Raw genomic sequence first — 14,392 nt, 5'->3', positions numbered from 1 at the left:
ATGTCATCAACGCCGCGTCCCCACGATTTAGTTTGGTTAAACCACGCCAGCGCCCTGGAAGATATTGCCGAGCCGTGGGTGGTTCAGCAGTGGCGAGCCGCGCTGCCGGTGGTGGTGAGGCGCGACGTTGACGGCCAGGCCCGTATCCCGGTTGGGGTGCGGGGCATGAAGCGCGAGCAGCGCGCCGCCGGCTGGGTACAGGCGCAGAATATCGTGCGCAGCGTCACCCCGGAGATGCTGGTGGAGCGCGAGCGCCTGCTGGGCTCCCCTTTTGTTTCGCAGCCGCCGGTGCAGGCGGCTATCGCCCTGACGCTGGACGACTGGCCCTGGCGCTGGGGCGTCACCGGCAGCACTGGCTACGCGCTGGCGACCGAAATCCCGGTACTCCATGCGGCAAGCGATCTGGATCTGCTGATCCGCGCGCCGCAGCCGCTGGCCCGCGAGGCGCTGCTGGAATGGCAGTCCCGGGTGGCCAAGCTCCCGTGCCGCGCCGATACCCAGGTCGAAACGCCGTACGGCGCCTTCGCCCTCAATGAGTGGCTACGCGATGGGCGGGCGCTACTGAAAACGTCACACGGTGCGCGCTTAACCACTGCGCCGTGGCGCAGGGAGGAATGATGAAGATTTTGTTTACTTTTCCCGGACAGGGCGCCCAGCGTCCCAACATGCTGGCGGCTATCCCCGACCGCGAAGCGATCCTCAGCCAGGCGCGCGCCGTGCTGGGGGATGAAGTCGAGACCCTCGATAGCGCTGATGCGCTAAAACACACCCGTGCGGCCCAGCTCTGTCTGCTGATCGTCGGGGTAGCCTGGGCGCGCGAGCTACAGCGCCAGGGCGTTAATCCGCAGATGGTCAGCGGCCTCTCCATCGGCGCCTTTCCCGCAGCGGTCATTGCCGGCGCGCTCGATTTCGCCAGCGCGCTGCGGCTGGTAGCCCTGCGCGGCGATCTCATGGAACAGGCCTATCCTGAAGGTTACGGGCTGACGGCGATTATGGGCCTGACCCGCCCGCGGGTTGAGGCGCTGATGCAGGGCCACGAGGTCTATCTCGCCAACCTCAACGCCGAAACGCAGATTGTAATCGCCGGACGCGATGAAGCCATGGCCGAAGTGGCACAGCTGGCGCTGCAGGCGGGCGCCAGCAAGGCGCAGCGGCTGGCGGTCAGCGTGCCATCGCACTGTGCGCTGCTGGATAAACCCGCCGCAGCGCTGGCAAAAGCCTTTGCCAACCTGACCTTAACGCGCCCGCAGTGCGCCTATTTAAGCGGCTCGACAGCGCGCGTGCTGTGGGATCCGCAGCGGATCGCCGACGATCTGGCGATGAACATGGCGCGCACCGTCCACTGGCAGGAGGCGATGATCGCCGCCGATGAACGCGACGCGAGACTGGCAATCGAGATGCCGCCCGGCGGCGTGCTCACCTGCCTGACCCGCCAGGCGGGCTGGCGCGGGGAGACCCTTTCGCTGGAACGCAGCGGCGTGGACGTTGCCCGCCATCTGGCGCAGCGGCTTAACGAATAAGGCTCCGGGCGTACATCCTTCCTTCCGCCGCCAGCGCCAGCAGGTCGGCATCGCGCTCGCGATGGTGTGAATAGACAATCGAGATCAGCTGGCGCATCTGGTACGGTTCCGCCAGCTTTAACAGCTGTACATCTTTTTCATAGACTTTCTTCATTCGCCCCGGCAGCAGCGCAAACCCGACGCCCGCCTGCACCAGGCTAATCATCGAAAAGATGTCATTCACCCGGGTGACGATCTCCGGCTCGAAACCAGCGATATGGAATGCTTCCCGAAATCCGGCATAGGTGGCGAACCCCTCCGCCAGCGACACAAACTTGCGATCGGCGTAATCGCGCAGGTCGGCGAGTTGTGAGGCATCCAGCTGCTCCGTCGCCGGGGCGGCGAGAAAAATATCGTCCTCAAACAGCGGCACCACGTCGAAAGCGGTATTGTTGAATTCCCCTTCATTGGTGGCGATCAGGATAGCGTCGAGAGCGTCGTCTTCCAGCATATCCAGCAGCATCTGGTTAGAGCCCATGGTCAGATCCAGCTCCAGCTCAGGGCGCCGCAGCTTCATGCCCATGATAATGCGCGGGACGGTTTCCAGGGTCAGGGAATAAAGAGTGCCGATGCGCAGCCGCCCCTGGCCGACGCCGGCGACTTTGCGCGTCGCCTCAAGCCCCCGGCTCATCAGACTCATCACATCCTGACAATATTCCAGCAGCGTCCATGCCGCCTGCAGCGGCAGTAAATTGCGCCCTTTGTGAACAAACAGCGGGCAGCCCACCCCCTCTTCCAGCGTATGCAGCGCGCGGTGGACGCTGACGCTGCTGAGCTTCATCGCTTCGGCGGTTCTGGCGATATTGCCTTTCGCCATAAACATCATAAAGACCGACAACTTGCGGAAGGTGATCTCCTGGTTGATATCGTCTTGCATAGCCCTTCCACACTCCTGATTTGCTTTTCTTTTTCAATTCAAATCAGTATATCGTTTATGACGGCAAAGTTGCAGGCAGAGCGCGGCGCAGGCGGGGAATGGACGCAAAAAAGGGAAGACCGTGGTCTTCCCTTTTGTTCACTTTCAAGTTTGCTTTTACAGCGCCATATCATGCTGCGGCGAGGCGTCGCGCTGAGGCTCAACCGGCTTCGCGGTCGCGGTGGGCGCAGCCGCTGGCATCTGGATCACCGGCGGTTTCGTCAGCTGCAGGGTCGCGGCGGTATCATCCCAAACCTGCTGGGTCAGCGCCACGTTGCCGTTCAGCTTCTGGCCGTAGCTCGGCACGATCTGGTGGATACGGGTCTGCCACTCCGGCGAGTTAAACTGCGTCGGGAACATCTGCTTGAGCACATTGAGGGTGATCGGCGCAGCGGTGGAAGCCCCCGGCGACGCGCCAAGCAGCGCGGAAATGGTTTTCTGCTGATCGACCACCACTTCGGTGCCCAGTTTCAACACGCCGCCCTTCTCTGCGTCTTTCTTAATGATCTGCACGCGCTGGCCGGCCTGGATCAGCTTCCAGTCCTCTTTACGCGCGTCAGGGTAGTACTCTTTCAGCGCGGCGAAGCGGTCATCATCGCTGAGCATCACCTGGCTGACGAGATATTTCACCAGATCAAAGTTGTCGAGACCGACGTGGGTCATCGGCAGCACGTTGTCAGTGGTAGTGGTGCTCAACAGGTCGAAGAAGGAACCGTTTTTCAGGAACTTGGTCGAGAAGGTGGCGAAAGGCCCAAACAGCACCACGCGCTTGCCATCGAGGTAGCGGGCGTCAAGGTGCGGTACCGACATCGGTGGTGCGCCGACCGAAGCCTGGCCATACACTTTCTCGAGGTGCTGCGCGGTGACCGCCGGGTTCTCGGTCATCAGGAACGAACCACCCACCGGGAAGCCAGCATAGTTGTCCGCTTCCGGAATACCGGTTTTTTGCAGCAGCTTCAGCGCACCGCCGCCGGCGCCAATAAAGACGTATTTCGCATCGATGGTCTGCGCCTCGCCGCTCTGCACGTTCTTAATGGTCACGTGCCAGGAGTTATCGGCATTGCGTTTGAAATCGGTGACCTCAGAGGAGGTTTGCAGGGTGAAATGGCTGTTTTTCTTCAGGCTGCCGATCAGCTGCCGGGTGATTTCGCCATAGTTAACGTCGGTACCCACCGGCGTCCAGGTGGCAGCCACTTTCTGCTGCGGATCGCGGCCTTCCATCACCAGCGGCGCCCACTGTTTAATTTGCGCGTGGTCGGTGGAGAATTTCATCCCCTGGAATAAGGTGGTCTGCTGCAGCGCGGTATAACGCTTCTGCAGATAGTCGACATTATCGCCCCAGACGAAACTCATATGCGGCGTGGAATTAATAAAGGAGTGCGGGTCGTGCAAAATACCGCGCTTCACCTGTGCCGACCAGAACTGACGGGAAATCATGAACTGTTCGTTAATATCCAGCGCTTTGCTGACGTCAATCGATCCGTCCGCCCGCTCCGGCGTATAGTTCAGCTCCATATTCGCCGAGTGACCGGTACCGGCATTATTCCAGCCGTTGGAGGATTCCAGGGCCACGCCGTCCAGTTTCTCCACCATCGTCAGGTTCCAGTCCGGCTGCAGCGCCTGCAGCCAGGTGCCAAGCGAGGCGCTCATGATCCCGCCGCCAATCAGCAGGAAGTCGGTTTTTTTAGAGGTATCCGCTTCAGCATGCGTCGCCGCGCTGACGAACATCGCTAATGCGGTAAAGGAAATAATCGTTTTTTTCATTGCAGGCATAATAGAATTATCACGTAGCACACGGTAATAAGAGGCAGCATATTAACGCACTTTTACTTTATTTTAAAATATCATTTACACTCTCGCATTTTTAATCAAATAATTATTTAACTTAAAAAATCAGAGCGGCACTAAAAAATAAGCGTCGGCGTAAAATCTCACTGAAAATTCAGCGCAATTACCGGAATAAATAGAGGAGAGGAATTTCTTTAGTTAATAAAGTGCAGGCGCGCATACCGTTTGTGCGCGCCTGGCTAAAGGCTTAATGGGCGGGAGTGACAGCGCTGCGCTGGGCTTCGCGCAGGGCGAGACGCAGATGATCGTGATGTTTGGTCAGCAGCTCCCGCGCGTGCCAGGCGTCCAGCCCGCTGAGCAGCATCAGGATGGCGGTGCGGCACTGGTGGTGGCAGCTGGTCAGCGCGGCTTTCGCTTCGCTGCGCGTGCAGTCGGTGGCCGCCATGACAATCGCCACCTGCCGCTCCGCCCAGTGTGGACTGTCAGCCTGCAGATCCACTCGCAGGTTGCTGTACACCCGGCCGTCACGGATAGCGAGGCCCGTCGACACCATGTTAAGGATCTGCCGCTGGGCCAGCCGGGCCTTCGGATTGGTCAAGCCCGCCACCGCTTCCGGCCCGGTTTGCGGAGCAATAATAATATCCGCCAGCTGCGCCGCCTCGCTGGCCGCCTGCTGAGTCACCACCGCGATCGGAGCCCCCAGCGACCAGGCGTGGCGCATCGCCCCCCAGACCCATGGGGTCTTGCCGCTAACGGTAAGCGCCAGCAGCATATCGTGGCTGGAAAAGTCCAGCGACTGCAGCTCGAAGGCGCCTAGATCGTAATTATTCGCCGCGGTCTCCCGCTCGGCCATCGCCGGCGTCTGCCCACCTGCAATCAGCCCCACCAGCGCGTGTTTGCCTTCCGGAGAGTAGTCGCTGACCGCCTGGACAGCCGTGCGGCCTGATTCCCCGGCGCCGATAATAACCAGACGCCCTCCCCGGCTCATTGTCGCGGTGGCAATATCAATCAACCGGGCGATATCCGGCAAACAGGCGCCAACCGCCTCCGATATCTGCTTATCATCCTGATGCAGCATCGCCAGCATGTCGGCGGTGGCGAGGCGATCGATGTGGGTGGTATCCGGGTGACGACGTGCCTGCATTGACGCGGTTAGCGAACTGCTCATAACAACCTCCATTTACGACAGAAAAAGCGCATCTCGGCGAAATCAGCGGCCTGATGCATATCCTTATATTCATCAGGACTATTTAACCTCTGTCGCCACTATAAGGGGAATCTTCCGCGCTTTACCGCCGTCGGGGTCACAGTTTACCGTCCCGATCGCCCGTTCACGGGCAATTGCCGATTATCTGAACAATCCTGTCTCAGCTCTCATCTTCGCCGTCCGCCTGCATGGCCAGCCAGAAAGATTGTTGACAAAGGTTATAAAATTGTTTGCGCATTGGCTGCACCACCAGGCCGGCGCTATCGATAACCTGCCACTCGATCCAGCACTCCGGGCAGGAGGCGGCATCCTGTTGCGGAAGTTCGAGTTCGTAGCGGTGCTGGATCACCACCCCGCTGCGATGTCGCCAGCGCGCGATCTGCCACTCTGCTTCCGCTTCATGGTCCTGTTCACGATGCTGTGCCAGTCGTTCAACGTGCTGTTGCCGGAGAATATCCCGGACCAGAGATGCCAGTTCCATCATGTCTGCCTTAAGCCTGTGGCGAAAAGCGACAGTTTATCGTGGACGGGACGAGGCTACCGTAGCAAAAGCGGCCTTTTGCTTTGATTACACGGCTTTATGAATGCCACGCTATCAGCGATAATAATCGTTTACTGACTCTATCCGGGATCGTCATGAAGGCATCAGAGCACCCGCCTCGCGTTCGTCAACGCGCCTTACCGTTAAAGCTGAGCACCGCCGTCTCCTTGATGATCGGCAGCGTGATCGGCGCCGTGCTGCTGCTGGTCTATGCCCTGTGGTATATGCAGATCAGCAATGCCACTCGCGATGGTCTGAAAGAGACCGCGCTGGCGGTGGCGCGCACCATGGCCGATATGCCGCAGGTGAAGCGCGGACTGGAGGCGCCGCCGCAGCAGCAAATTATTCAGCCGCTGGCGCAGACCATCACCCGGCGCAACGACCTGCTGTACGCTATCGTCACCGATATGCAGGGTATTCGCTATTCGCATCCGGATAGCTCAATTATTGGCAAACCCTTCATCGGCCACGATATCCAGCCGACGCTGCAGGGAAAAGAGAACGTGGCCATTAACCACGGCGTGCTGGCCCCGGCGCTGCGGGTGTTTACCCCGGTGTTCAACGATCAGCATCAGCAGATTGGCGTGGTGGTGGTCGGCATTTCGCTGAGTAAAGTGGACGAGCAGATCGCCAACAGCCGCTGGGACGTGCTGCTGACCATCCTGTTCAGCGCGCTGGTTTGCGCCCTCGGCACCTGGAGCCTGGTGCGCGGCCTGAAGCGCGTCCTGCTGGGGCTGGAGCCGCACGAAATCTCCACTCAGTTTCAGCAGCGTCAGGCCATGCTTCACGCCCTTAAGGAGGGGGTGGTGGCCGTCGATGCCCATGGTGAGGTTAACCTGATCAACCCGGCGGCGCGCGAGATCCTCTTTTCCGGGCCGGACAAGACGCTCGCTCATACCCCGCTGCTCGCTGACCTGCAGACGGTTTTGCACAGCGGCGAGCCGATGTACGACCGCGAGCTGGGATGCAATGGCCTGTTGCTAATCAGCAACACGGTGCCTATCCGCAGCCAGGAGGCCGTGGTCGGCGCCATCTGTACCTTCCGCGATAAGACCGAAGTCAGCCAGCTGCTGCAGCGGCTGGACGGTATGATGAGCTATGTCGATGCCCTGCGCACCACCTCCCATGAATTTATGAATAAACTGCACGTGATCCTCGGCCTGCTGAATATGAAAAGCTATGGCAAACTCGAGGAGTACGTGCTGCAGACCGCCCATCGCTACCAGGCGGACATCGGCGATATTCAGCACCGCATAAAATCCCCGGTGGTCGCCGGCTTTCTGATAAGTAAAATGCAGCGCGCCACCGAGTGCGGCTTTACCCTTAAGCTGGCGGAAGAGAGCCTGGTGCCGGATTGCCCGAATGAGAAGCAGGTCACCGTGCTGGTGACGGTGCTGGGCAACCTTATTGAGAACGCGCTGGATGCCATGAACGGTCAGGCGGAGGGCGAGATCGGCCTGCTGCTGCACTATCAGGACGGCTGGCTAAGCGGTGAAGTGAGCGACGACGGGCCGGGGATCCCGGAAAACAACATCGACGCTATCTTTAACAAAGGTTTCTCCACCAAAGGCGAGAATCGCGGCGTCGGGCTGTTTCTCGCCAACCAGCAATTACGCGAGCTGGGCGGCACCCTCGCCGTCGAGTCGGAACCCGGCGTATTTACTCAATTTTTTGTTCATCTCCCCTGGGATAGTAAAAGGAAACGTGCGTGATAAATGTGTTGATTGTTGACGATGATGCCATGGTGGCCGAACTGAATCGCCTGTACGTGGCAAGGGTTCCCGGCTTTCGTTGCAGCGGGAGCGCTTCGACGCTCAGTCAAGCCCAGGAGATGATTAACGATCCGCAGCAGGAGATCGATCTGGTGCTGCTGGATGTCTATATGCAGCAGGACAGCGGGCTCGATCTGCTGCCGACTATCCGTCAATCGGGGCGCGCCATTGACGTCATCATGATCACCTCAGCGGCGGATGCCGCCACGGTGCAGACCGCCATGCATTACGGGGTAGTCGATTACCTGATCAAACCCTTCCAGTTTCCCCGTTTTGAAGAGGCGCTCACTACCTGGCGGGAGAAGCGCAAGCTGATAACCGGCCAACCCTATTACGAGCAGGCCGACGTTGACCGCCTGCTGCACGGCGGCACGCCGGAGGCCAGCGACGCGCGCAAGCTGCCCAAGGGGCTGACCGCGCAAACCCTGCGCACGCTGTGCCAGTGGATTGACGCCCACCCGGACGTTGAATTCTCTACCGATGAGCTGGCGGCGGCGGTGAATATCTCCCGCGTATCCTGCCGTAAGTATCTGATCTGGCTGGCGCAGATCAATATTCTCTATACCACTATCCACTACGGCGCCACCGGGCGGCCGGTCTATCGCTACCGGCTGGTGGCCGAACAGTACAGTTTGCTTAAGCAGTACAGTCAATAACGCGGTAGCCGCTATCCAGCGCCGCAAAGCGCAATCGCTGCGGCGATGAAAGTATAATGTCGCGATTTTTGGTGACGAAAATCGCGTCGATATCCTGCCGTTGACGCAGCGCTGCACAGCCTTTCTCGACGCCGAGACCGAACAGCAGCGTGGTCCAGATATCGCCGTCTAAAGAATCAGTGGAAATCACCGTGACGCTGTCGAGTTCGTTATCCAGCGGGTAACCGCTGCGCGGGTCGAGAATATGGTGCCAGCGCCTGCCATCCTGCTCGAAATAACGTTCGTAGGTGCCCGAGGTGACCACCGACTGTCCGTTAACCGTCAGAGAGCCGATCAGCGCCTGCGCATCGGCAAACGGTTTTTTCAGGCCAATGGCCCATTCGCCAAGGGTATGCACGTTGCCGCCGAGGTTGATCAGCGCCTTTTCCACCTGCTGCTGACGGAGATAATCACGCACCCGGTCAGCGATATAGCCTTTGGCGATCGCCCCAAGATCCAGCTCCATCCCCGGCTGCTGAAGAAACACGCTGCCGGTTGCCTCATCCAGGATCACCTCTTGCGGGCGGGTCAGCGCCAGCCGGGCCCTGATTTCGCCGGCGTCAGGCACACGGTGTCCCTGAAAGCCAATTCGCCACAGCTTCACCAGCGGCCCAATCGCGAGGTTAAAGGCGCTGTCGCGCACCATGCTGGCGGCTTTGGCGCACTGAATGAGCTGAAAGACCGGGCGGCTGACCGTCACCGGGTGACGTCCGGCGGCGTGATTGATATCCATTACCTGCGACTCGGCGCGGTTAACGGTAAGCAGATCTTCGTAGCGTTTGATTAACTGAAATACGCGGGAGGCCAGCGCCTCATTATGGGAGCAGAGTTTGAGCAGGATGGGAGAACCCATCAGAACGGCGGAGTAGCTATAGACGCGGTTATCAGACATCGGGCTCTCCTTAGAAGGGATAAGCCGGGCGGCGAGAGCGCCAGCCCGGCATCAGCAATTACGTCTTATCCTCTGGCGCGTTTCGCCGCCTGGCGACCCGCGAGGGTGCCGAAAATGATGATATCCGCCACCGCGTTACCACCGATACGGTTGCCGCCGTGGATCCCGCCGACCACCTCACCGGCGGCGTAGGCGCCGCGGATCGGCTGCCGGGCAACGTCCAGCACTTCGCCATCGGTGTTAATGGTCACGCCGCCCATGGTGTGGTGCACCCCCGGGGCGATACGGATGGCATGGAACGGACCTTCGTTAATCGGCGCGCGCAGCGCGGTGGTACGGCCAAACTGTTCATCATGCTGTTTTTCCACCGCCCCGTTGTAGCACTCGAGGGTGGCGAGAAAGGCATGGTAATCCATCCCCAGTTTATCCGCCAGTTCACGCGGCGAGCTGGCGCTGGTGACGAAGCCTTTGGCGATGTACTCATCGGCGGCTTTGTTTTTCGCCCGCACATGTTCGTCAAAGACGATGTACGCATAGTGTTCCGGTAGGGCGATAATCGCCGCGGAGACTTTATCGCGGGTCTCCATTTCGTTGAAGAAGCGGTTACCCTGCTGGTTGACGAGGATCGCCCCGCCGCCGCGAATCGACTCGGAAATCAGATAGGAGGTCTGCTGTTCAACGGTCGGGTGGATTTGAATTTCGCCCATATCCACGGTACCGGCGCCAATGCGCTCCAGCAGCGCGATACCGCTCCCGGTGGCCCCTTTGTGGTTGGTGGTGACGAAGCCTTCGAGGTCAGGACGATACTTCACCACCATCGCGCTGTTGGCGCTGAAGCCGCCGGTGGCCACCACAATGCTTTTAGTCTGGACTTCTACGATCTCGTTTTCGTCGTTGATCAGACGCACACCGCTGACTTCATCGCCGCTCATCAGGATCTCTTCCACCGAGGTATCCAGCAGGACGTCGATGCCGCGTTTGGTGATGTTGCGCACCAGGCCGCTAATCAGATAGCCGCCGACCGCTGACCCGTCGCGCGGACGGTGGGTGCGGTCAATGCTCATCCCGCCGGTGGTGGTGATATCGTTGAGCATAATGCCGCGGTCCGCCAGCCATTCAATGGCTTGCGGGGCATTCTCCACAAAGCGGCGCAGCAGCTGCGGATTGTTTTTATTGTGCCCGCCCCTCAGGGTTTCCTGATAGAACAGCTCTTTGCTGTCCTGAATGCCTTTCACGCGCTGGAAGCGGGTCTCCGCGGCGTTCATCCCGGCGGAAGCCTTGATGGTGTTCCCGCCAATGGTCGGCATTTTCTCGACGATCAGCACGCTGGCGCCTTCGTCGTGAGCCTGAATGGCGGCCGCCAGGCCGGCTCCGCCGCTGCCGACGACCACCACATCATAGCTTTTCGGCGCGGCGTCATTGCCGCCCTCTTCCGCCGCCAGCGCTTTGCTCGATTTCAGCATCGCTTTGGCGACCGCTTTTTTCACCGCCTCGCTCTGGCTGGTGGCCCCGGAAATGGCGTCGACGTGCGGGGTATTGGCGGTGAGAATACGTTCGCGGATCTCTTCGAAGCTGGTGGTGAACTCCACGGTCTGCACCGGGCTCGCCGCCAGTTCGATATCGGCGATATGGTCATTTTCGAGGCTGACGTTGATCACCAGTTCATTGGCGTCATCCTGAACGGTTTCAACAAACATCCCCGGCTTAAATTTAGCGTCGCCCATGCTCATGTCGCGGATCATCGCTTCCACCAGCGAGAAGCGCCACAGCGGTTCCGGAATGTGCAACGCTTCGCGCTGGGTGCTGTCGATAAACAGCTCCAGCTCTTCACCCGCGGCGATACGAGCCGCCCAGTCAGGATAGGCGATGCAGGCGCGGCCCACAGCGATCAGGTCATAGCCGTGATCGAGGCCCAGCTCGGCATCGGCAACGTTAACCACCCCGCCGACGCCCATCACCGGCACCTGAGCCAGAGTGTCAGAGCGCATGGCGCAGTATTTCTCGATCAGCGGCGTCGGGTCGCTGGTATCGACGATAGAGGGACGCAGGGTCGCGCCCACCGAGAAGTGCAGATAATCGACGCCGCGAGCGGCCAGTTTTTCCAGCAGATACATGGTGTCATCGAAGCGGATCCCCGGGACCTCCATCTCTTCTGGCGAGAAGCGGTAGCCGATGATAAAGGCATCGTCAGCGTACTGGCGGGCCATTTTATGGGTGATGTCGAGAACCGCCAGCGGGAAGCGGGCGCGATTGTCGCGGCTACCGCCCCATTCGTCGTCGCGCTGGTTGGAGTTTGGCGAATAGAACTGCTGAATAAGGTAGGTGTTGGCGCCGTGAATTTCGACCCCATCGAAGCCGGCAAGGATAGCGCGGCGGACGCCCTCGCCAAACTTGGCGATCATCCCCTCCACTTCTTCTCCGCTCAGCGCCCGCGGCATCGCGGCGCCCTCACGCGGGGCGGCGATGGCGCTCGGCGCCACGGGCTGACGTCCGCCAATCAGCTGCGGGTCGACCATGCGGCCGCCGTGATAGATCTGCAGAATCGCTTTCGAACCTTCCGCTTTAATTGCTTCAGCGATTTTCGCCAGGCCGGCGATTTTTTCATCGTTATCGATACCGATAGCGCCCGGGAAGGCCAGACCGTAGTCATCAATAAAGCAGCACTCAACAATAATGGTGCCGATACTGCCGGCGCGGGCGCGGTAGTACTCCACCAGCTCGCTGGTGACAGTCCCGTCGAAATAACCGGTGCAGGTGGTCATCGGCGCCATCAGCAAACGGTTTTTCAGCTCCGTACCATTTGGTAAAGTAAATGGCTGCAAAATACGTTCGTTACTGGTCATAAGTTACGCTCCAGATTTTGAAATATTAAAAATTCAGAATGGGGTGACGGAATCATTAATGGTTGTGGTTTTTTAATTCCTGTTGTCATGCTAATAATATAGCGACTTTTTTAGTTACTAAATCAATTACGTTAGTTATAAAACTATTTAACCCCAGCAATAACATCGCTACCCCTATTGTATTATTAAAATAATAAATGGCATTTACATAATACAAATAAAGGATAACATTTTAGATACTTTCGTTAACATTCAAAACGACCAGCCATCAAAATTATTTGTCATTATTTCAAAGACATACACATGCATAGAGTAAAAAAAGCATTAGTTGTACATTTTTTATTTTAACATTTATCGATATTTTCGCCAAAATAACACCTCATCAGATAGGGTTATATCGAAAATAAAAAAATAGTAAGATCACCTGCTTTTCTTGATCTCGATCAATTGCAACGACCATTGAAAGCGCAATATATAAATAACCAACAAATTTAATTTAACGCCCATCAAACCGCGTTAAATAATCGCCACGACGATACTCAGAAACGCAAAATAAAAACTAAAGTAACTTTTGTAATTAAAGAAATCACTGAGCGCATCGCTGGCGGAAACGTTATTTTCAACAACTTGCAGATACTCATTATGAAAGAGAAAAAGACAACCATACCGCCTGCCGGTGCAGTCAATCCAACGACTGCGAATAAAAAACGTCTCCTGATGATGGCGCTGCCGATTATCGTTGCTGTGCTGTTACTCTTCGTCCCGGTCCCGGACGGCCTGCCGCCGTACGCCTGGCACTACTTCGCTATCTTCGTCGGGGTGATCGTCGGGTTGATTTTTGAACCACTGCCTGGCGCCGTTATCGGCATCACCGGCGTGGTGGTCATCGCCCTGTGCAGTCAGTGGCTGCTGTTCAGCCCGGAACAGATGGCCGCACCCGGCTTCAAAATGGCTGGCGCCTCCTTTAAGTGGGCGGTGAGCGGCTTCGGCAACTCCACCGTGTGGCTTATCTTCGGCGCCTTTATGTTCGCCGCCGGCTACGATAAAACCCAGTTCGGCCGCCGCCTGGCGCTGATTCTGGTGAAATATCTCGGCCGTCGCAGCCTGACGCTGGGCTACGCCATCACCTTCGCGGATCTGCTGCTGGCGCCGTTTACGCCGTCGAATACAGCGCGCAGCGGGGGCACCATTTACCCAATTATCGCCAACCTGCCGCCGCTGTACGGTTCAAAACCGAACGATCCGAGCGCGCGTAAAATCGGTTCCTATCTGATGTGGGTAGCGATCACCGCCGCCTGTATCACCAGTTCGATGTTCCTGTCGGCACTGGCGCCGAACCTGCTGGCGCTGGCGCTGGTAAAAAGCATCGTCGGTATCAACATCTCCTGGGGCACCTGGTTCATCGCCTTCCTGCCGCTTGGCGTACTGCTGATCCTGACCATGCCGCTGCTGGCCTACTGGTTCTACCCGCCGGAAGTGAAAGTCAATAACGAAGTGCCGCTGTGGGCCGCTCGTGAACTGGAAAAACTGGGCAAACTGTCGCGCAATGAGATCCTGCTGCTGGTGTTCGTCTGCTTCGCGCTGATGATGTGGATCTTCGCCGCCGACTGGATTGAACCGGCCCTGGCCGCCCTGCTGGTTATCGTGCTGATGCTGTGGACCGGCGTGCTCTCCTGGAGCGATATCACCAACAATAAAGCGGCGTGGAACACCTTTGTCTGGTTCGCCACCCTGGTGGCGCTGGCCGACGGCCTCTCCTCCACCGGCTTTATCGCCTGGCTGGGTAAAGAGGGCGGCGCGCTGATGAGCGGTATCTCCCCGGGGATGGCGACCATCGTCCTGCTGCTGGCGTTCTACCTGCTGCACTATCTGTTTGCCAGCACCACCGCGCACACTACCGCGCTGCTGCCGGCCATGCTGACCATCGCCGCCACCATTCCGGGAATGAATATGGAAGTGTTCGTTCTGCTGATGGTGACCTCGCTGGGCGTGATGGGGATCATCACCCCGTACGGTACCGGCCCGAGCCCGATCTACTACGGCAGCGGCTATCTGCCGACCAAAGATTACTGGCGCCTCGGCACCATCTTTGGTGCCATCTTCCTGGCCGCCCTGCTGCTGATTGGCTATCCGTGGATGTCCATGATGTTCTGATTCATAACCGCCGGGAGCACCCCGG

General features: G+C 58.5%; 11 protein-coding genes. 5 read left to right on the top strand and 6 right to left on the bottom strand.

The window, feature by feature from the left end; all coding sequences use genetic code 11:
- Nucleotides 1-618 carry a malonate decarboxylase holo-ACP synthase gene (locus GQR96_RS11265; RefSeq protein ID WP_017900313.1) on the top strand — a complete coding sequence of 206 codons (618 nt, stop codon included), beginning with the start codon at nt 1-3 and terminating at the stop codon, nt 616-618.
- Nucleotides 618-1,520, top strand: coding sequence for a malonate decarboxylase subunit epsilon (gene mdcH / locus GQR96_RS11260; protein WP_049003720.1), 903 nt, complete (start codon nt 618-620; stop codon nt 1,518-1,520). Before GQR96_RS11265 ends, mdcH begins: the two co-directional genes overlap by 1 nt.
- On the opposite strand, the gene GQR96_RS11255 is transcribed toward mdcH, so the two are convergent.
- The 4 genes from GQR96_RS11255 to GQR96_RS11240 form a co-directional block, all read right to left on the bottom strand.
- Complete coding sequence (locus GQR96_RS11255; RefSeq protein ID WP_004206070.1) at nt 1,510-2,436, bottom strand: LysR family transcriptional regulator; 927 nt, start codon at nt 2,434-2,436, stop codon at nt 1,510-1,512. The genes mdcH and GQR96_RS11255 overlap by 11 nt on opposite strands.
- A gap of 156 nt (nt 2,437-2,592) precedes the next feature.
- Nucleotides 2,593-4,203: a malate dehydrogenase (quinone) gene (gene mqo, locus GQR96_RS11250; protein ID WP_228958665.1), complete on the bottom strand. Its 1,611-nt coding sequence runs from the start codon at nt 4,201-4,203 to the stop codon at nt 2,593-2,595.
- A 307-nt stretch (nt 4,204-4,510) separates the two neighbouring features.
- On the bottom strand, nt 4,511-5,431 hold the full coding sequence (locus GQR96_RS11245; RefSeq protein ID WP_017900310.1) for an N-acetylmuramic acid 6-phosphate etherase: 921 nt from the start codon (nt 5,429-5,431) through the stop codon (nt 4,511-4,513).
- A 199-nt stretch (nt 5,432-5,630) separates the two neighbouring features.
- Complete coding sequence (locus tag GQR96_RS11240) at nt 5,631-5,954, bottom strand: hypothetical protein (protein WP_171879697.1); 324 nt, start codon at nt 5,952-5,954, stop codon at nt 5,631-5,633.
- A 152-nt stretch (nt 5,955-6,106) separates the two neighbouring features.
- On the opposite strand from GQR96_RS11240, the gene GQR96_RS11235 reads away from it, so the two are divergent.
- Nucleotides 6,107-7,723, top strand: a complete 1,617-nt coding sequence (locus GQR96_RS11235) for a sensor histidine kinase (RefSeq protein ID WP_004206077.1) — start codon at nt 6,107-6,109, stop codon at nt 7,721-7,723.
- Nucleotides 7,720-8,439, top strand: coding sequence for a two-component system response regulator DcuR (dcuR, locus tag GQR96_RS11230; RefSeq protein ID WP_017900307.1), 720 nt, complete (start codon nt 7,720-7,722; stop codon nt 8,437-8,439). The genes GQR96_RS11235 and dcuR overlap by 4 nt, the downstream gene beginning before the upstream one ends.
- Here dcuR and GQR96_RS11225 read toward each other — a convergent pair.
- The gene (locus GQR96_RS11225; RefSeq protein ID WP_049003721.1) at nt 8,420-9,370 is read right to left on the bottom strand and encodes an FAD:protein FMN transferase; all 951 of its coding nucleotides are present in this window, start codon (nt 9,368-9,370) and stop codon (nt 8,420-8,422) included. The two genes, dcuR and GQR96_RS11225, sit on opposite strands and share 20 nt — an antisense overlap.
- Before the next feature lie 65 nt (nt 9,371-9,435).
- Entirely contained in the window at nt 9,436-12,213 is a 2,778-nt protein-coding gene (locus GQR96_RS11220; protein ID WP_004206081.1) for a flavocytochrome c, read from the bottom strand.
- Nucleotides 12,214-12,855: 642 nt separating this feature from the next.
- On the opposite strand from GQR96_RS11220, the gene GQR96_RS11215 reads away from it, so the two are divergent.
- On the top strand, nt 12,856-14,367 hold the full coding sequence (locus tag GQR96_RS11215; RefSeq protein ID WP_049092623.1) for an anion permease: 1,512 nt from the start codon (nt 12,856-12,858) through the stop codon (nt 14,365-14,367).
- Nucleotides 14,368-14,392: the final 25 nt, after the last annotated feature.

This window comes from Klebsiella sp. PCX (assembly GCF_021869705.1).
Classification (GTDB): Bacteria; Pseudomonadota; Gammaproteobacteria; order Enterobacterales; family Enterobacteriaceae; genus Klebsiella; species Klebsiella quasipneumoniae.
This window is presented reverse-complemented; position numbering and strand designations above follow the sequence as displayed.

Excerpts from the sequence above, each read along its gene's own strand:
- GQR96_RS11265 (WP_017900313.1), top strand. The coding sequence starts at position 1 with ATGTCATCAACGCCGCGTCCCCACGATTTAGTTTGGTTAAACCACGCC.
- mdcH (WP_049003720.1), top strand. The coding sequence starts at position 618 with ATGAAGATTTTGTTTACTTTTCCCGGACAGGGCGCCCAGCGTCCCAAC.
- GQR96_RS11255 (WP_004206070.1), bottom strand. The coding sequence starts at position 2,436 with ATGCAAGACGATATCAACCAGGAGATCACCTTCCGCAAGTTGTCGGTC.
- mqo (WP_228958665.1), bottom strand. The coding sequence starts at position 4,203 with ATGTTCGTCAGCGCGGCGACGCATGCTGAAGCGGATACCTCTAAAAAA.
- GQR96_RS11245 (WP_017900310.1), bottom strand. The coding sequence starts at position 5,431 with ATGAGCAGTTCGCTAACCGCGTCAATGCAGGCACGTCGTCACCCGGAT.
- GQR96_RS11240 (WP_171879697.1), bottom strand. The coding sequence starts at position 5,954 with ATGATGGAACTGGCATCTCTGGTCCGGGATATTCTCCGGCAACAGCAC.
- GQR96_RS11235 (WP_004206077.1), top strand. The coding sequence starts at position 6,107 with ATGAAGGCATCAGAGCACCCGCCTCGCGTTCGTCAACGCGCCTTACCG.
- GQR96_RS11225 (WP_049003721.1), bottom strand. The coding sequence starts at position 9,370 with ATGTCTGATAACCGCGTCTATAGCTACTCCGCCGTTCTGATGGGTTCT.
- GQR96_RS11220 (WP_004206081.1), bottom strand. The coding sequence starts at position 12,213 with ATGACCAGTAACGAACGTATTTTGCAGCCATTTACTTTACCAAATGGT.
- GQR96_RS11215 (WP_049092623.1), top strand. The coding sequence starts at position 12,856 with ATGAAAGAGAAAAAGACAACCATACCGCCTGCCGGTGCAGTCAATCCA.